The organism is Leifsonia sp. L25, assembly GCF_050632895.1.
The window spans coordinates 1,482,276-1,503,187 of sequence record NZ_JBODRZ010000003.1 but is presented as its reverse complement, the minus strand read 5'-3'; the positions used below and the strand labels follow the sequence as shown (position 1 = coordinate 1,503,187).

The 20,912-nt window shown below is 68.9% G+C and carries 22 protein-coding genes and 2 pseudogenes; 15 read left to right on the top strand and 9 right to left on the bottom strand.

All coding sequences use genetic code 11. From position 1 onward, the window contains the following. Position 1 precedes the first annotated feature (1 nt). From ACRAWC_RS11320 to ACRAWC_RS11310, 3 genes and pseudogenes are all read left to right on the top strand, one after another. A pseudogene (locus ACRAWC_RS11320) lies at positions 2-1,467 on the top strand (rhamnulokinase). Further along, entirely contained in the window at positions 1,467-2,252 is a 786-nt protein-coding gene (locus ACRAWC_RS11315) for a nucleotidyltransferase domain-containing protein (protein ID WP_431347816.1), read from the top strand. Before ACRAWC_RS11320 ends, ACRAWC_RS11315 begins: the two are co-directional and overlap by 1 nt. A gap of 137 nt (positions 2,253-2,389) precedes the next feature. After that, positions 2,390-2,992: a GNAT family N-acetyltransferase gene (locus ACRAWC_RS11310; RefSeq protein WP_431347815.1), complete on the top strand. Its 603-nt coding sequence runs from the start codon at positions 2,390-2,392 to the stop codon at positions 2,990-2,992. A gap of 97 nt (positions 2,993-3,089) precedes the next feature. On the opposite strand, the gene ACRAWC_RS11305 is transcribed toward ACRAWC_RS11310, so the two are convergent. Then, entirely contained in the window at positions 3,090-4,388 is a 1,299-nt protein-coding gene (locus tag ACRAWC_RS11305; protein WP_431347814.1) for an MFS transporter, read from the bottom strand. Positions 4,389-4,393: 5 nt separating this feature from the next. Further along, complete coding sequence (locus ACRAWC_RS11300; protein WP_431347813.1) at positions 4,394-4,822, bottom strand: MarR family winged helix-turn-helix transcriptional regulator; 429 nt, start codon at positions 4,820-4,822, stop codon at positions 4,394-4,396. Positions 4,823-4,880: 58 nt separating this feature from the next. On the opposite strand from ACRAWC_RS11300, the gene ACRAWC_RS11295 reads away from it, so the two are divergent. The 3 genes from ACRAWC_RS11295 to ACRAWC_RS11285 all read left to right on the top strand — a co-directional run bounded on the left by ACRAWC_RS11295 (position 4,881) and on the right by ACRAWC_RS11285 (position 7,343). Continuing rightward, positions 4,881-5,732, top strand: a complete 852-nt coding sequence (locus tag ACRAWC_RS11295; protein WP_431347812.1) for an alpha/beta fold hydrolase — start codon at positions 4,881-4,883, stop codon at positions 5,730-5,732. A gap of 101 nt (positions 5,733-5,833) precedes the next feature. Next, positions 5,834-6,883, top strand: coding sequence for a lipoate--protein ligase family protein (locus ACRAWC_RS11290; RefSeq protein WP_431347811.1), 1,050 nt, complete (start codon positions 5,834-5,836; stop codon positions 6,881-6,883). A 91-nt stretch (positions 6,884-6,974) separates the two neighbouring features. After that, positions 6,975-7,343, top strand: a complete 369-nt coding sequence (locus tag ACRAWC_RS11285) for a hypothetical protein (RefSeq protein WP_431347810.1) — start codon at positions 6,975-6,977, stop codon at positions 7,341-7,343. Positions 7,344-7,419: 76 nt separating this feature from the next. On the opposite strand, the gene ACRAWC_RS11280 is transcribed toward ACRAWC_RS11285, so the two are convergent. Beyond that, complete coding sequence (locus ACRAWC_RS11280) at positions 7,420-7,704, bottom strand: GNAT family N-acetyltransferase (protein ID WP_431347809.1); 285 nt, start codon at positions 7,702-7,704, stop codon at positions 7,420-7,422. Between the two features lie 57 nt (positions 7,705-7,761). Here ACRAWC_RS11280 and ACRAWC_RS11275 point away from each other — a divergent pair, with 57 nt between their 5' ends. From ACRAWC_RS11275 to ACRAWC_RS11245, 7 genes are all read left to right on the top strand, one after another. Beyond that, positions 7,762-8,646, top strand: coding sequence for a DNA-methyltransferase (locus tag ACRAWC_RS11275; RefSeq protein WP_431347808.1), 885 nt, complete (start codon positions 7,762-7,764; stop codon positions 8,644-8,646). A 313-nt stretch (positions 8,647-8,959) separates the two neighbouring features. Then, positions 8,960-9,199: a hypothetical protein gene (locus ACRAWC_RS11270; RefSeq protein ID WP_431347807.1), complete on the top strand. Its 240-nt coding sequence runs from the start codon at positions 8,960-8,962 to the stop codon at positions 9,197-9,199. Positions 9,200-9,270: 71 nt separating this feature from the next. Then, positions 9,271-9,981 (top strand): ATP-binding cassette domain-containing protein, encoded by a 711-nt coding sequence (locus ACRAWC_RS11265; RefSeq protein WP_431347806.1) that lies wholly within the window; start codon positions 9,271-9,273, stop codon positions 9,979-9,981. 123 nt (positions 9,982-10,104) lie between these two features. Beyond that, positions 10,105-10,350: a hypothetical protein gene (locus ACRAWC_RS11260; protein WP_431347805.1), complete on the top strand. Its 246-nt coding sequence runs from the start codon at positions 10,105-10,107 to the stop codon at positions 10,348-10,350. A 2-nt stretch (positions 10,351-10,352) separates the two neighbouring features. After that, on the top strand, positions 10,353-11,420 hold the full coding sequence (locus ACRAWC_RS11255; RefSeq protein WP_431347804.1) for a hypothetical protein: 1,068 nt from the start codon (positions 10,353-10,355) through the stop codon (positions 11,418-11,420). A 13-nt stretch (positions 11,421-11,433) separates the two neighbouring features. After that, a complete protein-coding gene (locus ACRAWC_RS11250) occupies positions 11,434-11,721 on the top strand; it encodes a hypothetical protein (protein WP_431347803.1) in 288 nt (95 codons plus the stop codon). A 132-nt stretch (positions 11,722-11,853) separates the two neighbouring features. Then, positions 11,854-12,237, top strand: coding sequence for a hypothetical protein (locus ACRAWC_RS11245; protein WP_431347802.1), 384 nt, complete (start codon positions 11,854-11,856; stop codon positions 12,235-12,237). 19 nt (positions 12,238-12,256) lie between these two features. Here the strand turns inward: ACRAWC_RS11245 and ACRAWC_RS11240 are convergent, their stop codons facing one another. Beyond that, on the bottom strand, positions 12,257-12,703 hold the full coding sequence (locus ACRAWC_RS11240) for an SRPBCC family protein (RefSeq protein WP_431347801.1): 447 nt from the start codon (positions 12,701-12,703) through the stop codon (positions 12,257-12,259). A 109-nt stretch (positions 12,704-12,812) separates the two neighbouring features. Between ACRAWC_RS11240 and ACRAWC_RS11235 the strand changes: the two genes are divergently transcribed. Continuing rightward, on the top strand, positions 12,813-13,640 hold the full coding sequence (locus ACRAWC_RS11235; protein WP_431347800.1) for a phosphatase PAP2 family protein: 828 nt from the start codon (positions 12,813-12,815) through the stop codon (positions 13,638-13,640). Between the two features lie 89 nt (positions 13,641-13,729). Here the strand turns inward: ACRAWC_RS11235 and ACRAWC_RS11230 are convergent, their stop codons facing one another. The 5 genes and pseudogenes from ACRAWC_RS11230 to ACRAWC_RS11210 all read right to left on the bottom strand — a co-directional run bounded on the left by ACRAWC_RS11230 (position 13,730) and on the right by ACRAWC_RS11210 (position 19,829). Next, entirely contained in the window at positions 13,730-14,752 is a 1,023-nt protein-coding gene (locus tag ACRAWC_RS11230; RefSeq protein ID WP_431347799.1) for a LacI family DNA-binding transcriptional regulator, read from the bottom strand. Positions 14,753-14,825: 73 nt separating this feature from the next. Further along, complete coding sequence (locus ACRAWC_RS11225; protein WP_431347798.1) at positions 14,826-16,364, bottom strand: GH1 family beta-glucosidase; 1,539 nt, start codon at positions 16,362-16,364, stop codon at positions 14,826-14,828. A 3-nt stretch (positions 16,365-16,367) separates the two neighbouring features. Then, a pseudogene (locus ACRAWC_RS11220) lies at positions 16,368-17,260 on the bottom strand (carbohydrate ABC transporter permease). Further along, the gene (locus ACRAWC_RS11215; RefSeq protein ID WP_431347797.1) at positions 17,257-18,414 is read right to left on the bottom strand and encodes a carbohydrate ABC transporter permease; all 1,158 of its coding nucleotides are present in this window, start codon (positions 18,412-18,414) and stop codon (positions 17,257-17,259) included. Before ACRAWC_RS11215 ends, ACRAWC_RS11220 begins: the two are co-directional and overlap by 4 nt. An 89-nt stretch (positions 18,415-18,503) precedes the next feature. Next, positions 18,504-19,829, bottom strand: coding sequence for an ABC transporter substrate-binding protein (locus tag ACRAWC_RS11210; RefSeq protein ID WP_431347796.1), 1,326 nt, complete (start codon positions 19,827-19,829; stop codon positions 18,504-18,506). A gap of 295 nt (positions 19,830-20,124) precedes the next feature. Here ACRAWC_RS11210 and ACRAWC_RS11205 point away from each other — a divergent pair, with 295 nt between their 5' ends. Continuing rightward, positions 20,125-20,718, top strand: a complete 594-nt coding sequence (locus ACRAWC_RS11205; RefSeq protein WP_431347795.1) for a TetR/AcrR family transcriptional regulator — start codon at positions 20,125-20,127, stop codon at positions 20,716-20,718. Positions 20,719-20,912: the final 194 nt, after the last annotated feature.

The window sequence follows — 20,912 nt, the reverse complement described above, 5'->3', positions numbered from 1 at the left end:
GATGAGCGGGGCGGGGGCGGCATCGGGGGCGTCGGCCGGCGCGGTCGCCGCGGTCGACCTCGGCGCGACCAGCGGCCGGGTGATGCACGCCCGCGTCGGCGCGAACACGCTGGAGCTCACTGAGGCCGCGCGCTTCCTCAACACGCCCGTCCGCGTGTGGGAGGGCGAGCGCTCGGCGCTGCACTGGGATCTGACCGGCCTCTACTCCAGCGTGCTGGAGGGCCTCAGCGCCGTGGCCCGGTCAGAGCCGGGCCTGCGGAGCGTCGGCGTCGACGCGTGGGCGGTCGACTACGGCCTGCTGCGCGCCGGTGCTCTGCTCGGCGAGCCGTACCACTACCGCGACGAGCGCACCGCGGGGGGCGTCCAACTCGTGCACGCGCGTGTCTCGCCCGAGGAGCTGTACCGCGAGGGCGGCCTCCAGTTCCTCCCGTTCAACTCGCTCTACCAGCTCGCCGTCGACCAGGAGTCGGGGGCGCTGGAGGCCGCGGACGGCTTTCTGCTCGTGCCCGACCTGGTCACCTACTGGCTGAGCGGCCACGCCGCCGCCGAGCGCACGAACGCCTCCACCACCGGGCTGCTCACCGCGGACGGCTCCTGGAACGACGAGCTCATCGGCCGGCTCGGGCTGCGCCGCTCGCTGTTCCCGTCGCTCGTGGACGCCGGGACCACCGTCGGCTCTCTGCTGCCGTCGCTCGACCTCCCGTTCGCCGGCGCCGGCCCCGCCGTAACCGCGGTCGGTTCGCACGACACCGCGTCGGCCGTCGTCGCCGTGCCGATGGACCCGACCCGCGCCGCGTACATCTCCTGCGGCACGTGGGGGCTGGTCGGCGTCGAGCTGGAGGGCCGCGTCGTCAGCGATGCGGGCCGCGCCGCCAACTTCACCAACGAGGGCGGCGTGGACGGCCGCGTCCGCTACCTCCACAACGTGATGGGCCTGTGGCTCGTGAGCGAGTCGATCCGGGAGTGGCAGCGCCGCGGCCTCCCCGTGAGCCTGGCGAGCCTGCTCGCCGAGGCGGCCCAGCTGCCGCGCCCGGCCGAGCTGTTCGACGCCGACGACCCGCGCTTCCTGGCGCCCGGCGACCTCCCGTCGCGCATCGCGGAATGGTTCGCCGAACGCGGTCTCCGTGCCCCGGCGAGTCCGGCCGGGATGATGCGCGTGATCATCGAGAGCTTGGCGGAGGCCTTCGCGAAGTCGGTGCGCACCGCCGCCGAGCTGTCCGGCATCCCCGTCGAGACGGTGCACATCGTCGGCGGGGAGCGCGCAATGCGCTGCTCTGCCAGGCGACCGCCGACCGGGTGGGCGTGCCCGTGCTCGCCGGGCCGGTGGAGGCGACAGCGCTCGGAAATGCGCTCGTCCAGGCGCGTGCCGTCGGCCTGATCTCCGGCGACCTGGAGACCCTGCGCGCGCTGGTCGCCCGCAACTACGCGCCCGTCCGCTTCGAGCCCGCGCGGGCGGCCGTGCGCTGATGGAGCACCACGAGCGGGCGATCTCGCGCTACCTCGCGGACGTGTCCGCCGACCCCGAGGTGCTGGCGGTCATCGTGAGCGGTTCCGTCGCACGCGGGGCCGAGCGGCCGGACTCCGACGTCGACCTGTACCTGGTGGTGACCGAGTCGCGCTGGGACGAGGCGTTCGCTGCGCGCCGCCTGATGTACACGAGCACGGAGGGGATCGGCTACGACGACGGCTACTTCGACATCAAGCTGGCGACCCTCTCGTACCTGGACGACGCGGCGGAGCGCGGCGACGACCCGGTGCGCGACTCGTTCGCGTCGGCGCGGGTGGTGTTCAGCCGGGTGCCCGACCTCGACGACCGCCTGGCGCGCGTCGTGCAGATGTCGGCCTCCGAGTGGGAGGACCGCGTCGCGGGCTTCGTGGCGCAGTGCCGGCTGCACGGCGGCTACTTCCTGCAGCAGGCGTACGAGCACGGCGATCCGCTGCTGCTCGCGCACGCGTCCGTCCACCTAGCCACGTCGGCCGGGCGGGCGCTCCTGGCCCACAACGCGGTGTTCTTCCCCGGGCCGAAATACCTGCGGGCACGGGTGGCCGGGCTGGACGACGCGCCCGACGGCTTCGCCGACCTCCTGGACGCGGTGATCGCCACGCCGACACCGACGGCGGCCGCGGCGCTGCTGGAGGCGGTGGAGGCCACGGTCGGGGACGCGCTGCCGCGCGACGAGACGCTGTCCCGCTTCGTGCTCGACAACGAGCTCGCCTGGCGATACCGCACGGCCCCGCCGGAGTACTCGTAGCGATCCCCTCGCACATTCGTACCGAATGTCGCCTCTAGCGCGACGAATCGCGACATTCGGCACGAATGTACGCGACGCGCTCCGCTTGCCGTGGCCGGCCCGGCGGCGTAGGTTCACGCCGCAGAGGGGAGCTCGCCGTGACCGACACCGACACCGCTTTCGTTGTCCGTCCGCTCGACACCACGACGTGGGAGGCCTTCGTCGCGCTCTGCGACCGGCACGGCGGAGGCGGGTTCGGCGGCTGTTACTGCACCTGGTTCCACCGCGAATCGCACTCGTCGCCCGAGTCGCAGCCGGAGCGGCCGGCCGAGTTCACCAAGGAGTTCAAGCACGACCTCGTCACCGCGGGCGAAGCCCACGCTGCGCTGGTCTTCGACGGCGACCGGGCGGTCGGCTGGGCGCAGTTCGGGAGCCCGGACGAGCTGCCCGGGATCTACCACCGCAAGCAGTACCTCGAGACGGCGGCGAGCCTCCCGGACTACCGGATCACCTGCGTCTTCGTCGACCGGGAGTACCGCGGCCGCGGCGTCGCGCGCGTCGCGATCGCCGGCGCGCTCGGGCTGATCGCGGAGGCGGGCGGCGGGGTGGTCGAGAGCTACCCGCGCGACGACGACAAGCGCGTGGCGTCATCGTTCCTCTACAGCATGACCCGCCGCGTCTTCGAGGACGCCGGCTTCGAGTACGACCGCCCGAAGGGCACCGTCAACTGCGTCATGCGCACGACCATCGCCGCGCGCTGACCTCTCTCACATTCGTGACGAATGTGGCGTTTGGCGCGACGAAACGCGACATTCGGCACGAATCGTGGCGCGGCGTCGTGGCGTGGCGCGGAGCGGCTCAGCTCGCTCGCGTCGCGGTGACCTCGGTCTCTTCGAGTTCCTCTCGGGCCTCCTCGCGCGGGCTCAGCACCACGCGCGGCCGCATTCCGCTGAACCGTACCCGCAGCCCGCGGTACTTCACGAGGTAGAACACCCCGACGAGCGCCGCCGCGAACCCGCTCGCCCCGCCGACGCCCATCGCCCAGCGCGGTCCGAAGGTGTCGGCCACCCAGCCGACGATCGGGGCGCCGACCGGGGTGCCGCCCATGAAGATCGCCATGTAGATCGCCATGACCCGCCCGCGCAGCAGCGGGTCCGTCGTCATCTGCACGGTCCCGTTCGCCGTGGTCATCAGCGTCTGCGACGAGACGCCGATGATGATCAGCGCGACCGCGAACAGCCAATAGGTCGGCATGACCGCGGCGATCGTGCATCCCGCGCCGAAGAACGCCGCGCCGGCGAACAGCAGCGACACCCGTGGCCGCTCGCGTCGGGCGGCCAGCAGCGCGCCGATCACCGAGCCGATCGCCATGATCGACGACAGGAGGCCGTACTCGCCCGCGCCCTGGTGGAACACGCTCACCGACATGGTCGAGATGAAGATCGGGAAGTTGAGGCCGAAGGTCCCGATCAGGAACACCATGACCAGGATGACCAGGATGTCCGGTCGCCGCCGCACGTAGCGGAAGCCGTCGACCAGGCCGCCCCGCGAGCGTTGGGCGCGTTCCGTCCGGTACAGCTTCTCCTTCCGCAGCAGCATCAGCGACAGCAGCACCGCACCGAACGTCGCCGCGTTGATCAGGAACACCCAGCCTGCGCCGACGGCCGCGGTCAGGAGGCCCGCGACCGCGGGGCCGAGGAGGCGCGCCGAGTTGAACGACGCCGAGTTGAGCGCGACCGCGTTGGACAGGTTCGGACCGGCCACGAGCTCCGACACGAACGTCTGCCGCGCGGGGGCATCGAACGCCGCCACCACTCCGAGCAGCAGCGCGAACACGTAGACGTGCCAGAGCTGGATCACACCGGTCACCGTCAGGATGCCGAGGCCGAGGCCGAGCAACCCCATCAGCCCCTGCGTCGCCATCAGCAGCCGTCGCCGGTCGAGGTGGTCCGCCGCCCAGCCGGTCACCGGCAGGAGGATGAGCTGCGGGCCGAACTGCAGCGCCATGACGAAGCCGACCGCCGCCGCGTTGTTGTGGGTGAGCTGGGTGAGGACGATCCAGTCCTGCGCCGTGCGCTGCATCCATGTGCCGACGTTGGACACGAGCGCGCCGCCGGCCCAGATGCGGTAGTTGACGCCGGCGAGGGAACGGAACATGGCGCTCACGAGTCGGCGATCTCCCGCATGATGGCGGCGGCCTCGGCGAGGGTGCCGCGCTGCTCGGGGGTGAGCGTGCGGAGGCGCTGGTTCAGCCAGGCGTCACGGCGGCGGCGCGTGTCGGCGACGAGCTGCAGGCCGGACTCGGTGGGCACGACGATCACCTTGCGCCCGTCGACGGCGTCGGCGGTGCGCTGCACGTAGCCGGCCTGTTCGAGGTGATTGACCGTGCGGTTCATGGAGGGCGGGGTGACGCGCTCGTGCTCGCTCAGCCTCCCGATCGTGCCGGAGCCCTCGCGGACGAGGAAGGCGAGCGTCGAGGTCTGGGTGTCGCTCAGCTCGTCGTCCTCCTTCTCGGCCCGCAGGCGCCGCGACAGGCGTGCGACGGCGATGCGCAGGCCGCTGCTGAGGTCGTGCGTCGAGAGGCGCCCCATAGATAGTTAGCCTATCAAATTAGGCAGGCTAAATAAAACGCTGTGCCAGAATGAGCGCGTGCAGCGAGAGTTCAGCGCCGACGACGGCCTCCGCATCTTCTTCGACGTCTACCCCGCCGCGCGCCCGCGCGCCGCGGTTCAGATCGCACACGGGGTGGGGGAGCACGCCGGCCGCTACCGCGCGCTCGCCGAGCATCTCGTCGCCGAGGGCTACACGGTCTACGCCGACGACCATCGCGGCCACGGCCGCACCGGGATGGAGCAGTGGCACGGCGACGCATCCAAGCTCGGGAGGCTCGGGGCGGGAGGCCTGCGCGCTGCCGTCCGCGACCTGCGCGCGTTCAGCGGGCTCATCCGCGACGAGAACCCGGACCTCCCGCTGGTGCTGGTCGCCCACAGCTGGGGCTCGCTGATGGGCCAGATGACCCTGAACCACCACGCCGACGACTACGACGCGGCCGTCCTCTCCGGCACCGCCTACCGGATGGTCGGCTCCATGAACAGCGGCGACCTGAACAAGCGCCACGCCCACCTCGGCACCACCGGCGCCGAATGGCTGAGCCGCGACCCTGCCGTCGCGCAAGCGTTCGTGGACGACCCGCTGTGCACGCTGGTGCCGCTGCAGAAGCTGTTCGGGATGGCCGACGCCGCCCGCCTGCTCGGCCGGCCCGCGCGGCGGCTCGCCCGCGACCTCCCGCTGCTCATCGCGGTCGGCGGCGAAGACCCACTCGGCGGCCCGGCCTCCGCCCGTAAGCTCGAGCGCGCCTACCGCACCCGCTCCGGCCTGTCCGATGTGACGACGATCGTCTACCCCGGCGCCCGCCACGAGATCTTCAACGAGACCAACCGCCTCGAAGTCTTCTCCGACCTCACCGCCTGGCTCGCCCCCCGCATCCCCGCCCGCACCTGACCGCAGCCATCGCTTCCTCACTTTCTCCCGCAACACGCCGGACGGAGGCGGGAGAAAGTGCGGAAGAGATGGCTGCCCGGGGCGGGTTCTAGGCTGGGGGCATGCATGGTGAGTACAAGGTGCCGGGCGGCAAGCTCGTCGTCGTCGACCTGGAGGTCGTGGACGGCCTGATCTCGGGGTTCCGGCTGGCAGGCGACTTCTTCCTCGAGCCGGACACCGCGCTGGAGGCGATCGACGCCGCCGTGAGCGGCCTCCCCGCCGAGGCCGACGCCAAGACCATCGCCGCCGCGGTCAAGGACGCCCTCCCCGAGGGCGCGTCGCTGCTCGGCTTCTCGCCGGAGGCCGTCGCCGTCGCCGTGCGCCGCGCGCTCGCCCGCGCCACGAGCTGGCGCGACTACGACTGGCAGATCGTCCACTCCAAGGCCGTCACCCCGCTGATGCACCTCGCCCTGGACGAGGTGCTGACGACGGAGGTGGGCGAGGGCCGCCGCGGCCCGACCCTCCGCATCTGGGAGTGGGACGAGCCCGCCGTCGTCATCGGCAGCTTCCAGTCGGTGAAGAACGAGGTCGACCCCGTGAACGCCGAGAAGTACGGCGTGAAGGTGGTGCGCCGCATCACCGGCGGCGGCGCCATGTTCATGGAAGCCGGCTCCGTCGTGACCTACTCGATCTACGCTCCCGCCGACCTGGTGCAGGGGATGAGTTTCGCCGACAGCTACGCGTTCCTGGACGAGTGGGCCATCATCGCGCTCAAGTCGCTCGGCATCGACGCCAGCTACGTCCCCCTGAACGACATCACCAGCCCGAAGGGCAAGATCGGCGGCGCCGCCCAGAAGCGCCTCGGCTCCGGCGCCGTGCTGCACCACGTGACCATGAGCTACGACATGGACGGCCAGAAGATGACGGAGGTCCTCCGCATCGGCCGCGAGAAGATCAGCGACAAGGGCATCACCAGCGCCGCGAAGCGCGTCGACCCGCTGCGCAGCCAGACCGGGCTCAGCCGCGCCGAGATCATCGAGCAGATGAAGCTGACCTTCCGCAGCCTGTACGGCGCGACCGACGGTGACCTCACCGACGCGGAGTACGCGGAGGCCGAGCGGCTGGTTGCGTCGAAGTTCGCGACGGAGGAGTGGCTCTACCGGGTGCCCTGACGAGTCTGCGCCGCCCGACGCCGGCCCGGCGACCTTGGTTGTTCCTGTGTGTCCGCGGAACGCCCGGGAACCGTCCGGTACCCTGGACGGCGTGAATTGGTGGGCCGTGATCGTGTTGGGTGTCCTCGTCGTCGCGATCGTGACAGGCGTGAAGCTCGGCTGGATCGACCTCTCCAACAAGGCCACCCGCGGCTCCGGCAGCATGAGCGGCGCGGTCGGAGGCTCCTTCGACGAGATCTTCGCCCCCACCCGCCACGAAGCCCAGCAGGAGCTCGACCGCCAGTCGTTCCTCCCCGCGCCGGCCCCGCTCCCCGGCGACGGCGGTGAGGCGGGTGCGTTGGACGGGGGCAAGATCACGATCGACGTCGGCGCGGCAGGCCGCGGTCAGCGCGCCGAAGGGCGTGCGCCGTCCGAGGAGGGGCGCGCGACGACGCGGACCACGGCGTCGCACCGGGGCTGACCTCGCCGAAGGGCACGTACCCCCTCCCCCAAAAAAACCGAGGGATAAGGGCGTCAACGCGCGCCTCGACGCTTGCTCACCGCCGCTGCAACTCCCGGTACTCCGGGTGGTCCGCCAGCCACCGGCGCACGTACGGGCACGTCGCGATCACGCGCAGGTCCGTCCGGTCGCGCACGTCGTCGAGCGCCGTCTGCACCAGTTCCGACGCCATCCCGCGTTCGCGCTTCTCCGGGTCGACCTCCGTGTGCACGAACACGATCGCGTCGTCGCGGAGCTCGTATTCGGCGATCCCGATGACCTCGCCGTCCTTCAGCAGGGCGTAGCGGGACTGTTCGGGCTGGTTCTCGACGGTCAGGGTCATGCCGCCAGGGTACCCGGCCGCCCGTCGTGCGCCCGCGGATACGGGAGAATGGTGGACATGTCCGAGCCCGTCGCCGCCGCCCACCCGCTGTGGGATCCCGATGGGCCGAGCACGGTCGTGCACGGCGACAATCTGGAGGTCGTCGCGGGGCTGCCGTCCGGGGCGTTCCAGCTCATCTACCTCGACCCGCCGTTCAACACCGGCCGGTCGCAGGCGCGGCAGCGCACCACCGCTGTGCGGGCGGAGGCCGGCGCCGGCAGCGTCATCGGGTTCAAGGGCCGCAGCTATGAGCGAATCAAGGGCGACATCCTCAGTTACGACGACCGTTTCGAGGATTACTGGGGCTTCCTCGAGCCGCGGCTGATGGAGGCCTGGCGGCTGCTCGCCGACACCGGCACCCTCTATCTCCATCTCGACTACCGGGAGTCCCACTACGCGAAGGTGCTGCTCGACGCGCTGTTCGGCCGGGAGTCGTTCCTCAACGAGATCGTCTGGGCGTACGACTACGGCGCCAAGGCGAAGAACCGCTGGCCGGCGAAGCATGACACGATCCTGGTCTACGTGAAGAACCCCGGCGACTACTTCTTCGACTCGTCCGCCGTCGACCGGGAGCCGTACATGGCGCCGGGGCTGGTCACGCCCGAGAAGGCCGAACTCGGCAAGCTGCCCACCGACGTCTGGTGGCACACCATCGTTTCCCCGACCGGCCGGGAGAAGACGGGATACCCGACCCAGAAGCCGGAGGGCGTCCTTCGTCGCATCGTCCAGGCGTCCAGCCGGGAGGGCGACTGGGTGCTCGACTTCTTCGCCGGCAGCGGCACGACCGGCGCGGTCGCGGCGGCGCTGGGGCGCCGGTTCGTGCTGGTCGACCGCAGCCCGGACGCCGTCGCGGTGATGCGCGCGCGGTTCGGGGCGCGGCCGGAGGTGCGGTTCGTCGGTTGAGCACGGTCTGGCGGGCGTTTGAGCCCCTAGGCCGATCCGCTTGAGGTTCGAACCGCGGTGTGGTCGGGCATCAGCCATTAAGTCGTAGTTATGCCTGCATAGAAGCGGTGTCGCTTGCGATCACGCAGTCTCGACTGGTAGTCCTGTAGACAGACATTGAAATGTTGAGTGTTGCGCGGTAGATTTCGAGCTTTGGAAGCCGGGCAGGGAGTCTTCGCCCGGCGCGAATGCATCGGGTGAAGACCAGGGCTGCACGACCTCGGCTCTGTAGTCGTCTGCCCACTGTGGGGTAGGCCTGATTGAAGGAGAAAAGATGCTTTCGACGATGAGTGCTCTTCCAGGGTTCGGAATTGCACGGTTGCGGGCGACCGTCGACGGGATGATCGTCAAGTACGACGCCTGGTTCCTCGTGTTGCTCGCCGTTCTGCTCGTCCTCGCGTTCGTGGTCACGGCCGCGCTCGCGATCTGGTGCATCACGAACGGCAAGGGCGCGTTCACCGGCTCGTGGCGGTGGAACCAGTACGGGCTGGACGTCTGGGTCGAGTGCAGGTAGTCCTCGTCCGGTTCGGCATCGGGGGTGAGGATCGCACCTCACCCCCGATCTTCTCGACTGAGAGGAAACGCATGCTTCTTGAAGTGGAAAACGTCAGTTACTCCTACAACACGCGGGACGACGCCCTTCGCGAAATCTCCTTCTCGCTGGCGGGAGGCCAGATCTTAGGACTCATCGGTCCAAACGGCTCCGGAAAGTCGACGCTGACCAAGTTGATCGTCGATCTTCTTCAGCTCCGCCGCGGAAGGATTCGAGTGGATCGGCATCGAAACAGCAATAAGCGTGCGAAGACGAGCTCGATCTACCTCGCCAGCAATGAGAACATGCCCGAATTCCTGACGGGCGCGGAATACCTCCGATTCATTCATTCCCTCTATGGCGAGCCTCTCGACACGGCGACGATGGATCGGTACTTCCAGCGGTATCAGATGCGGAACCGCTCCGGTGACCTCATCGAGGACTACTCGCACGGCATGAGGAAGAAGCTCCAGCTGATTTCCGCCCTGATGCTGAAACGCAAACTCTCCGTTATTGACGAGACGCTCAACGGAATCGACCTGGATGCGGTCTATTCATTCAAAGAGGACGTCCGGCTCCTCGCGAGTAACGGTCGTTCCGTCGTGCTCTGCAGCCACGACTTTCGCATGCTCGAAACGGTGGCCGATCGGGTGCTCTTGCTCAATCATGGGATTCTCGCGATCGATTCATCGACGGCGGCCGTGCTCGAACAGTACGGATCGTTGGACCTGCTCGTCGAAGACTTCATCGCGGCCATGCGGTGACCGGCAATGCGAGTGCGAAGCGTCCTCATCCTTGTCAGGTTCTTCCTCGTCTTCCTGGTGCGGCGCGTCCTGAGCCGGGGAGTTCTCCGATCCAGGTCGGCGCGTTGGGCGGCAGCAGTCGCAGTGACCGGAGCGTTCATCGGCTACTGCCTCCTGAGCGTCGCCGTGCTCCGGCACATGTTCGGCGACGCGGAGTACATCGTGGCCATCCTCACGAGCGCGGGCATTTCAACGTTCTTCTGGGTCGCCGTCACGTATGCGATCATCCGCGTCCTCTTCTTGAAGGCGGACGAGCTGGTCCAGCTTTCGTTCGTGCTTCCCGTCACGAACAAGAGAGAACGCTGGCGTTCGTCCTGTTCGAGGCGCTGATCGTGATGGCAGCCCTCTGCGCCGCATTCGGCGGGTTCGCAGTCGCGTGCCTGGTTCAGATCGGTCCGGCCGCGCTGTCCCTTCTGCTGACGAATATCGCGATGCCTGCGATCTCTCTCTATCTTTGCTTCAGTGCGGGATACCTCCTGTTCGAGCGAGTCGTGTCGAGATGGGGGCTCGCCAGGCTTAGGGGCTTGCTCCTTCCCGCGGCGCTCGCCGGTGTCCTGTTGCTCGCGTTTCACGTTGTGAACGCGCAAAGCGAGCGGTTCTTGAGAGCATTCGCCTCCGATGCGCAGTACTTCGCGCCGCAATTGCTCTACTCGTGGCTCGCCGAAACAGCCGGGCTCCTTCCCGCGACGGCCGTGTTCCTGGGCTTCTGCGTGGCCGGTGTCCTGCTGATCCAGCTGGCTGCCCCGCGCAGCTACGTGCCGGTAAAGCGCCACTTCAAGCTGCTCCCGTCGGGGCTCGCCGCCAGCCGGTTCGGCGCGTACCTGCTCGTTCTCGTGCGAAGTTTCGAGACCGGAGTGGTGCTCTTGTTCACCGCTATTGCGACGGTCCTGGTGTGGGTCAATGGGCTCGAAGTTCCACCTTTCGCTCTGCTTCTCGTCACGTTTCAGGGCGTCTACGCCTTTTCCAACTCCACCTCGGTGCGGAGGATCGGTCCGCAGACGGGGCAGCCGGTTATCGACTACTTGTGCCTCGTGGGAACGCAAATACTGCTACTGGCCGTCATGGCCGCTCCCGCGATTCTGGTGTCGACCGCCTCGGGGCTCAGCCCTCTCACCGGGCTGGCGGTCGTCGGCTTCGGAATCGCGAACATCATCCTGTGCAGCCTGGTCGGAATCATCTTCGCGCCGGAGCGAGGAAATCCCTTCTCGGTGCTCATCGGCGTGCTCCTGATGATGGTCGTTGTCGGAACCCTCGCGATCGGCCTGAACGTCTTCAACCTTCCCGGGAACGTAAATGTTGCATTCATCGCCGCCGGCACCGTTGTCGCGGCCGCCTACAGCATCTACGGGATACGTCAGATCGAAAGGAATCAGAGGCGCGAAAATGAAGTGGCTGCTTAGAGTCGGAACGTCTGTGATCGTTGGCCTCATCCTCACCATGGCCCTGACGATCGCAAGTCTGATCGGCATCATGTTCACCACGCATCCGGGCGATCCACGAAGTCACGGTCTCTTCGGAGCCGTCTTCTTCGAGGTCCGCGAGAAAGCGGATGGCGCGCTCGATGTCGGCGTCGGCCTTGAGGATGCGGTGCCCGTCGTCGTGACGTTCTTCGTCCTCTCCGGACTCGTCCTCGCTGTATCGACCTGCTTCGACGCATTGCGTCAGTACAAGAGATCACTGACGAGCGACGCTCGCGGCTAGATGCTGGTACGAGTACCTCTCTCGCGCCTGACCACGGTATTCGTAGTGGGGAGGATTGCGCGGGCCAATCGATGGTTTCTCGTAACGGTGCTCGGACTCTCCAGCGCGTGCGCCGGCCTCTCGGTCGTGGCGATGGCACCCGCCTTGGCGCAGCTCGCGGGCGCGTTTCTCCTGCATGCTCTGGGCGGTCTGCTCGCAAGCTATGTGGTGCACGAGTCGGCCCATGCGGCCCTTCTCAGACGCACGACGGGAATCCAAGTGGTCGAGGTCATCACGACCTTCTCCCGGTTCACGTTCGCACCGAAGGGAGTTCTGCGAGGAAGGAACATTGCGATGATCGGCGGCGCGGGACCCATCGCTGCCTTCGGGACGGGGGTCGCATTGCTCGTCCTCGTTCCCGCGTTGGGCCTGCACTGGTGGTATCTCGGGCACCTCCTGTTCCTGCTCCCCGTGTTCGGCGACGGCAAGAGCATCCTCGTCGGAGTGCGATCGTGGACTCGTCCCGTAACCCTCTAGAGCGGGAATAGCGTGAGGCTCAAGCCGGAGTCTCGACGTGCGCCTTCAGCGCCTTCATGGTGCGCCGGCTCTCCCGGGCGGCCATCATCGCGAACATCGGCTCGACGGCTCGGTACACGCCGTGCGTGGTGAGTTGGCCGATCCGGGTGACGTGGGTGACGCCTCCCCGGTCTTCGACGCCGTACACGATGAGCGCGTCGACGCGCCCGGACGGCTTGGCCTGGTGGAAGCGCAGCTCGTGGTCGGGGACGTCGTCGATCAGTTCGCCGCGCATCCGCCCGACCATCGTCGAGTCGACGTAGGTCGCGGAGCCCGGCTCCGCCACAGCCGCCGCGGTGGGCACGCGGGTCCCGCGGTAGACCAGCGAGTGGCCGAGCCACGCGGGGTAGGCATCGACCGCCCGCAGGGTCGCGTAGACGTCGTGCGCGGGCGCGTCGATCTGGATGGTGTCCGTGAAGCTCTTCATGGCGCCTGTCCTACACCGTGCGGCAGGGGTTGCGCACTGGCCGAATTCCTCGGGCCGTTCCGGTTCCTTCATGGAAGTTCCCGGGGACGGTGTGGAAGGGTTGTCTACTATGCGACCCGCGCCCGTCCGTCTGCTCCCGTTCGTCTGGGGCGCTCTCGGGACGGTCGTGATGTTCATCGGGATCTACCTGTTCTTCGTGCAGAGCTACATCGGCCAGGTGATCGACGAGCGGTCCTTCGCGGGCGCCGAGAAGTGGAAGGGCGACCTGATCGACTTCGCGCACGCGTTGCTCAACGCGCTGCCCGTCGCGGCCGTGGTGGCGGGCGCGATCATCGCCCTGATCATCGTGCTGGTGCGGCGCAACTGGTTGGTGTTCGCCGTCGCCGTCGGCGCGGCCATTGCCGCGAACGTGAGCACGCAGGTGCTGAAGTACTCGATCCTCTCCCGCCCGGAGAAGGGCGTGGACACCGGGCTCGCGAACTCGCTGCCGTCCGGCCACACCTCCGTCGCGGCCTCGGCCGCGCTCCTCGTCTTCCTCGTTTCGTCGCCGCGGCTGCGGCCGCTCGCTGCGGTGGTCGGCTCGGTGTTCACCATCGCGGCGGGCGCCTCCACGCTGGTGGAGCAGTGGCACCGGCCGAGCGATGTCATCGCCGGGATGCTCGTCGTGGCGTTCTGGGCCTGCATCGCGGGAATCGTCCTCGCCGCGCTGCGGCTGCGCCCGGCTGACCCGCCCGTGCGCTCGAAGCTGTGGGCGCTCGTCTGGATCGCCGGAGCCACCGGCATCGTCGCGACCGTCGCGCTGGTGGTCACGTACAACTCCACCCAGAACGGCACCGAGCATCTCTTCGTCGCCTACGCGGGCGGCGTCTCCGCGATAGCGACGACCGGCCTCCTCCTCGCCGTCATCGGCAACCGCCTCTACCGCGCCCTCGCCTGACCGTCCGCCACGCGCGAGTTCGCGACTAATCTGCCGAAAACCGCCGAGTACGCAGACTATTCGCGTACGCGGCAGGTGTCGGCAGGTGCTTACGAGCTTTGGCGGATGACGAGTTCGGTGGGGAGGAGGGTGACGCGCTCGACCGGCTCGCCGGCGAGGCGGCGGACGAGGACGCGGGCCATGGTCTCGCCGAGGCCGATGGACGGCTGGTGCACCGTCGTCAGCGGCGGCGTCGCGGTCAGCCCGAAGTTGTCGTCGTCGAAGCCGACCACCGCGATGTCGCCCGGGATGCTGAGTCCCGCCTCGTGGATGGCCGAGTACGCGCCGGCCGCCATCTGGTCGTTCGCGGCGAAGAGGCCGTCGATCGGGCGGCCGGTCGCCAGCAGCCGCCGCATCGCCTCCATGCCCGAGTACGGCGAGAAGTCGCCGTATTCGACCAGCGTATGGTCCAGCCCGTGCGCCTCCAGCGCCCGGCGCCAGCCGGTGTAGCGGTCGAGGCCGGCGGGCATGTCCTGCGGGCCGGTGATGAGCGCGATGTTCCGGCGGCCGCGCGCGATCAGGTGCTCAGCCGCCCCCGCCGAGCCCGCGACGTTGTCCACGTCCACGAAGTACGACTCGTGCTGCGCCTCGCTCACCGGGCGGCCGCCGAACACGATCGGCAGCGTCGAGCCGAGCTGGGCGTAGGAGTGGTCCCCGGAGTGGTGGGAGACCACGAGTGCGCCGTCCACGTTGCCGCCCATCAGGTAGCGGCGGGTCTTGTCGGGGTTGGTCTCCGACGAGATGACCATGTTGAGCGTGTACTCGGTGTCCGCCAGGCTGAGCGCCACGCCCTGCACGATGGACGCGAAGAACGGGTCGGCGAACACCTTGGCGGTCGACTCGGGAACCACGAGCGCGATCACCTGCGTGCGGCGTGAGGCCAGCGAGCGTGCGGCGCGGTTCGGCACGTAGTTGAGGTCGGAGATCGCACGCGTCACGGCCTCGACGACCTCCGGCGTCACCCGGGTGGACCCGTTCACGACGCGGGACACGGTCGCCCGGGAGACGCCCGCGCGCGCGGCCACGGCCTCCAGGGTGGGCACACTGCGGCCGTCCACCTGTTCCGTCGTCATGGGGTCCTCTCCTCGGGCCGCTCGGGGCCGGTCGCGTGTCGGCGCCGGGACGTCGGTCGACGCCCGACCTATGTTAGGCGCGGGCGGCGGCTGGTCCAGTGGGCACGCCCACGACCTCGGTGGCGCGCGCGGCCTCGGCGATGCCGGCCTCCTCGATGACGCGCGCGTACGCCCGTCCCGAGTCCTTCACCGTGCGCTTCAGCGTCTCGTAGTCGACGTGCACGATCCCGAAACGCTTGGCGTACCCCCACGCCCACTCGAAGTTGTCGAGCAGCGACCAGACGAAGTACCCGCGCACGTCCGCGCCCTCCGCGATCGCCTCCCGGACCGCGGCCAGGTGGTCGAGGATGTACGCCTCCCGCTCCAGATCGCGGATGCGTCCGTCGTCGTCCACGACGTCGTCGTACGCCGCGCCGTTCTCGGTGATGTAGAGCGGAGGCAGCGCCGGGTACTCGGCGGTCAGCCGCACCAGCAGGTCCCGGAGGCCATTCGGGTTGACCTCCCAGCCCATCGCGGTGGTCGGCAGGCGCCGGGACGGGAACGTGACGAACTCGCTGCCGACGAACGGCGACGCTTTGGGGCGGTCGGTCGGCACCGGCGCGGCCACGGCGTCCGCGGGGAGCGGCCGGCCGCTGACATTGTCGTCGTGGTAGTGGTTCACCCCGAGGAAGTCGATCGGCTGCCGGATGACGCCGAGGTCGCCGTCGTGCACCAGCTCCTCGAAGCGGTACTCGCGGAGGTCCTCCAGCACGTCGGCAGGGTAGGTGCCGTCCAGCAGCGGGTCGAGGTACATCCGGTTCCACAGCCCGTCGATGCGGCGCGCGGCGTCCAGGTCGCGGGGGTCCTCCGGGTCGTCGGGGATCGCATTGGTCAGGTTGAGCGTGATGCCGACGCGCAGCTCCTCGGCGCGGCCGTCATGCTCGGCCGCCAGGTCGCGGATCGCCGCGGCCGCAAGCCCGTGCGCCAGGTGCTGGTGGTGCAGTGCGGCCAGCGCGGCGCGCGGCTCCCGGCGGCCGGGCGCGTGCTCGCCCGCGGCATACGCGATCAGGGAGGAGCAGAGCGGCTCGTTGAACGTCGTCCAGTGCGACACGCGGTCGCCGAGCGCGTCGTACACGGCCACGGCGTAGTCGCGGAAGCGGTACGCCGTCTCGCGGTTCGCCCAGCCGCCGCGCTCCTCCAGAGCCTGCGGCAGGTCCCAGTGGTAGAGCGTCAGCCAGGGCAGGATCCCCGCCCCGAGCAGCTCGTCGACCAGACGGCTGTAGAAGTCCAGCCCGGCCCGGTTGACCTCGCGGTCGCCGGGCTTGACCCGCGCCCACGAGGTGGAGAAGCGGTACGACTGGAGGCCGAGCTCCCGCATCAGGGCGACGTCCTGCGGCACGCGGTGGTAGTGGTCGATCGCGCGCTCGGGGCTGTCGCCGCCGGCGATCGCACTGGGCACGCGGGCGAACGCGTCCCAGATCGAGTCCTCCTTGCCGTCCTCGTGGGCGGCGCCCTCGATCTGGGCGGCCGCGGTCGCGGAGCCCCACAGGAAGCCGGTGGGCCAGCGGAGCCGGTCGGGCCGGCGCGCCGCCGAGTCGAGCGAGGGGAGGGCGGCCGTGCGGTCGTCGGTCATTCGTTAGCCTTTCACCGCGCCGGCCATGATGCCGGAGACAAGCTGCCGGCCGGCGAGCACGAAGAGGATGAGCAGGGGGATGGTCGCGAGCACCGCTCCGGCGAGCACGATCGAGTAGTCGACGTATTTCGCCGACTGGAGCTGGCTCAGCGCGACCTGCAGGGTCGGGTTCTGCGGGGCGACGAGCAGCGGCCAGAGGTAGTCGGTCCACGCGGTCATGAAGGTGAACAGGCCGAGGATCGCCATCGCCGGCCGCGCCGCGGGACGCCGACGTGCCAGAAGGTGCGGATCATGGTGGCGCCGTCGACGCGCGCGGCCTCGATGAGCTCCTCGGGGATGACGTCCACCAGGTACTGCCGCATGAAGAACACGCCGAACGCCGTGACCAGGGTCGGCACGATGACCGCGCCGAGCGTCCCGGTCCAGCCGAACTGCTTCATCACCATGAACAGCGGGATGATGCCGAGCTGGGTCGGCACGGCCAGCGTCCCGACGACGAACACCAGCAGCCCTTCGCGGCCGCGGAACCGCAGCTTGGCGAACGCGTACCCGGCGAGCGTCGAGAAGGAGACGACCGAGACCGTGATGACCGTGGAGACGATGATCGAGTTGCCGAGCGCCTGCCAGAACGGCACGGTGTCGAGCACGGCGCCGACGTTCTTCCAGAACTGGCCGCCGGGCAGCAGCGGAGGCCAGGTCGACGTGAGCACGGTGCTGTTGCTCGATCCGGCGACGAACGACCACCACAGCGGGTAGGCGCCGCCGACGAAGATCGCGAGCAGGATGCCGTAGGTGAGGAAGCCGGGACGGCGGTCGATGCCGAGCGCGCGACGACGAGGGGCGCGCTCCTTCGGGGCGGCCGTGCGGGAGGCGGCGGGGCGGGTCGCGGTGGTCATATGTTCTTCTCCTCGCTCGCCGCGGCCAGCGCGAGGGCGCCCTCGGCGCTCGCCGCGGGGTCGGCGTCGGAAACGGGGTCGGTCGCGGTGGAGGCGGTCGCGGAGGCGCCGTTGGAAAGGGCAGCGGCGCGGCTGCGCGCCAGCCTGCGGGCCGTCCGCGATCGGTGCACGCGCGCCTCGGTGGAGGCGATGCGGCGGGAGATCAGGAAGTTCAGCACGCCGAACAGCACGATGATGAGGAACAGCATCCACGCGATCGCGGACGCCCTCCCGAAGTTCTGGCGGTTGAACGCCATGTCCCACAGGTAGAGCACGGTCGTCTGGTACTGCCGCTGCGGGCCTCCCGGCACCGCGCTCGACGGGTTGAAGAGCTTGGGCTCGGTGAAGATCTGCAGTCCGCCGATGGTGGCGGTGATGATCACGAAGATCATGGTGGGCCGGATGCTCGGCAGCGTGATCGAGAAGAACCGGCGGAACGACCCGGCGCCGTCGAGGGCGGCGGACTCGTGGATGTCGCGCGGGACCGCCTGCATCGCAGCCAGCAGGATCAGCGCGTTGTACCCGGTCCAGCGCCAGTTGACCATCGTCGCGATCGCGATGTGCGAGGGGAAAGTCTCGGTCTTCCACATGACGGGGTGGAGGCCGACGGCCTGCAGGATGTTGTTGATCAGCCCGTACTTCTCGTCGAACGCGCTCGAGAAGATCAGCGTGACGGCGACGGGGGTCACGACGTAGGGGAGGAGCACGCTCATCCGCCAGAAAGTCTTGGCCCGGATGTTCTGGTCCAGCATCGCGGCGATGAACACCGCGGCGAGGAGCTGCGGGATCGCGGAGAGCAGGAAGATGCTGACCGTGTTGAAGAGCGAGTTCCAGAAGAACGGGTCCTTCAGCTCGGTGAGGTAGTTGGTGAAGCCGACCCATTCGCCCGGACCGGTGAGCAGGTTCCAGTTGTTGAGGGAGACGACGAACGTGTAGATCAGCGGGAACAGGCCGACGAGCGCGAAGAGCACGAAGAACGGCGCGATGTAGAAGTACGGCGACGCCTTGACGTCGAAGCGGCTGAGCTTCTGCTTGAAGGTGAGTGCCCGGCGGTCGTCGCGGTCGCCCCGGGCCGCCGCGGGGGCGGCCTCCGGGGTGCGGGTGACGGTGGTCATGCGGTTCTCCGTGGGGAGGGGAGCGGATGGTGCGGGTGGAGGTTCGGGCCCCGCCGCCGACAGCAGCGGGGCCCGACTGGTGAGGTGTACTACTTGTTGACGACGAGCTGGTTCAGCAGCGTCATCGCGTTGGCCCAGGCCTGGTCGCCGTTCGCCTTGCCCGAGTCGAGCTGCTGCACGGACGGACCGAACACCTGGGACTGGATGACCGAGTCGTCCGGTCCCTTGTACTGGGCGACGACGCCCTTCGCGCGCGCCGCCAGGATCTGACCGACGGGAGCGTTGTTGAAGAACTTCGTCAGGTCGCTCGCACCGGTGACGCCGGGGTCGGACTGCGCCGCGGTGACCGACGGGAACGTGCCGGCCGCCTGGAACGTGGCGACCTGCGACTTCGCGGTGGTCAGCCAGGCCGCGAGGGCCGCGGCCTCCTTCGGGTGCTTGGACTGCTTCGGCACCGTCAGGAACGAGCCGCCCCAGTTGGCCGCGCCGCCCGGGAAGACGTTCGCGAAGTCCCAGCCGGTGGAGGCGTCGCCGCCGCCGGCCTTGACCTGGCCCTGAACGACGCCGAGCATCCAGCCCGGGCAGACGAACGTGGCGAACGAGCCGTCGGTGAAGGCCTTGCCCTTGCCCCAGTCCCACTGGGTCTGGTTGGAGGAGAGACCGGCCGCCGCGCCGCCCGCGAGCTGAGCCCACAGCGCCTTGAGGTCGCTGTTGTTCTGGATGTTGAGCTTGCCGTCCTTGGTGTAGTAGCCCTCCGGCTGCTGGTTCACCATAGCGTTCCAGAGGAAGCCCGACTGGTCGTAGAACGCCTTGCCGGTCGCCGCCTTGTACTGCTGGCCGACCTTGAAGTAGTCCGCCCAGGTGGCGTTGTCGCCGCCGAACAGCTTGGCGACGGAGTCGCGGTCGCTCGGCAGGCCGGCCGCGGCGAAGAGCTTGCCGTTGTAGCAGAGGCCCTCCGGTCCGATGTCGGTGCCGTAGCCGATGATGCGGCCGTTCTTGTCGGTGGCCTGCTTCAGCTTCCAGTCGACCCAGCGGCTCTTGATGTCGTTGGCGCCGTAGTCCTTGAGGTCGTTGAACTGGTCGGAGACCTGCATGACCTTCGAGAGCCAGCCCTCTTCGACCGCCTGGACGTCGGGGAGCCCGCTGCCGGCGGCCTCCTTGGTCTGCCAGTCGGTCAGGGCGTTGTCACCGGTGTCGATGTTGGTCGCCTTGATCTTGATCCCCGGGTGCTCCTTCTCGTACTGCGAGTAGAGCTTGTCGAAGCCCATCGTGCCGAACGTCGTGACGGTCAGCGTGATGGGGTTCGAGCTGGTTCCTGCGTCGCTGCCGCTCGCTGAGCAGCCAGTCGCGAGGAGGGCGAACGAGGCCGTGGCGGCGACTGCCGCAGCGACCTTGGTGCGTCGTGAAAGCTTCACGGATCACTCCCTTGTGCGTGTGTGTGCGTTTGGTCTGGTGAGACCGGTGAGAGCGCTCTCTTTTTGAAGGCCGTGAGAGCGCTCTCACGGGTTGGAACAGAATGTAGATCGCTTGGGACGGGCTTGTCAAGCGCGGTCATGGTCGCGCTCTCATCGTTGAAAAGACGCGAAATGCTGCACAGACATCGAAACCCGCGGGATTCGGCGGGATCGCCGTCGGCGGCGTGATCGAACCGTGATCTGGGAGGTACGCCTTTTAGATAGACTGACCTACCTAGATAAGAAGGGGGCGCCGATGCCGGAGTCCGGGCGCAACACCGGGGCGCGCACGGGCGCGGCCCGCCGACGCATCCTCGAAGCGGCCGCCCGGAGGTTCTACTCCGACGGCATCGCAGCCACCGGCGTCGGCGCGATCACCGCCGACGCCTCGGTCGCGAAGATGAGCCTCTACAACAACTTCGCCTCCAAGTCGGCACTCGTCTCGGCCGTGCTGGAGGCCCGCCACGCCGAATGGCTCGCCCTCTACGTCCGCCGCGCTCGCCGGGCGCCGGACCCACTCACGCGCGTCCTTGCGGTCTTCGACGCCTGCCTCGACCAGGCTGCGCTCGCGCCGGAGCCCGGCTACCGCGGCAGCGGCCTCCTGAACGCGGCGGCCGAGTTGCCCCTCGGCGACCCCGGCCGCGAGACGGTGCGCCGCCACCTGGCGGAGGTCGACGGCATCCTGGCGGCCGGCCTCCGCGAGCTCACCGACCGCGCCCGCGCGGAGCGGACCGCGCAGCACCTGTCGTACGTGCTGAACGGCGCCCTCGTCCGCGCCGGCCTCGAGTCCGACCGCCGCCGCCTCCGCGACGCCCGCGCTTTCGCCGTCGACGTGCTCTCCGCCCTCTAGCGCGCGACATTCCGCACGAATGTCGCGTTTCGCGCCCCCATTCCGCACATTCGGCACGAATGCGGAAGGGACCACCCCCGCCGAAGGCGGAGGCACATTCGGCACGAATGCGGCGTTTCGCGCGAGGTTTCGCGACATTCGGCGCGAATGTCGTGGCCTGGCGCGATGCGGCACGCGGGTCCAGACTGGTCCCG

Bases quoted from the DNA above. Each gene is read 5' to 3' on its own strand.
- ACRAWC_RS11240 (WP_431347801.1), bottom strand. From the start codon at position 12,703: ATGAAGAGCTTCACGGACACCATCCAGATCGACGCGCCCGCGCACGAC.
- ACRAWC_RS11245 (WP_431347802.1), top strand. From the start codon at position 11,854: ATGGCACCCGCCTTGGCGCAGCTCGCGGGCGCGTTTCTCCTGCATGCT.
- ACRAWC_RS11290 (WP_431347811.1), top strand. From the start codon at position 5,834: ATGCATGGTGAGTACAAGGTGCCGGGCGGCAAGCTCGTCGTCGTCGAC.
- ACRAWC_RS11215 (WP_431347797.1), bottom strand. From the start codon at position 18,414: ATGACCACCGTCACCCGCACCCCGGAGGCCGCCCCCGCGGCGGCCCGG.
- ACRAWC_RS11230 (WP_431347799.1), bottom strand. From the start codon at position 14,752: ATGACGACGGAACAGGTGGACGGCCGCAGTGTGCCCACCCTGGAGGCC.
- ACRAWC_RS11280 (WP_431347809.1), bottom strand. From the start codon at position 7,704: ATGACCCTGACCGTCGAGAACCAGCCCGAACAGTCCCGCTACGCCCTG.
- ACRAWC_RS11235 (WP_431347800.1), top strand. From the start codon at position 12,813: ATGCGACCCGCGCCCGTCCGTCTGCTCCCGTTCGTCTGGGGCGCTCTC.
- ACRAWC_RS11315 (WP_431347816.1), top strand. From the start codon at position 1,467: ATGGAGCACCACGAGCGGGCGATCTCGCGCTACCTCGCGGACGTGTCC.
- ACRAWC_RS11225 (WP_431347798.1), bottom strand. From the start codon at position 16,364: ATGACCGACGACCGCACGGCCGCCCTCCCCTCGCTCGACTCGGCGGCG.
- ACRAWC_RS11275 (WP_431347808.1), top strand. From the start codon at position 7,762: ATGTCCGAGCCCGTCGCCGCCGCCCACCCGCTGTGGGATCCCGATGGG.
- ACRAWC_RS11305 (WP_431347814.1), bottom strand. From the start codon at position 4,388: ATGTTCCGTTCCCTCGCCGGCGTCAACTACCGCATCTGGGCCGGCGGC.
- ACRAWC_RS11265 (WP_431347806.1), top strand. From the start codon at position 9,271: ATGCTTCTTGAAGTGGAAAACGTCAGTTACTCCTACAACACGCGGGAC.
- ACRAWC_RS11270 (WP_431347807.1), top strand. From the start codon at position 8,960: ATGCTTTCGACGATGAGTGCTCTTCCAGGGTTCGGAATTGCACGGTTG.
- ACRAWC_RS11205 (WP_431347795.1), top strand. From the start codon at position 20,125: ATGCCGGAGTCCGGGCGCAACACCGGGGCGCGCACGGGCGCGGCCCGC.
- ACRAWC_RS11300 (WP_431347813.1), bottom strand. From the start codon at position 4,822: ATGGGGCGCCTCTCGACGCACGACCTCAGCAGCGGCCTGCGCATCGCC.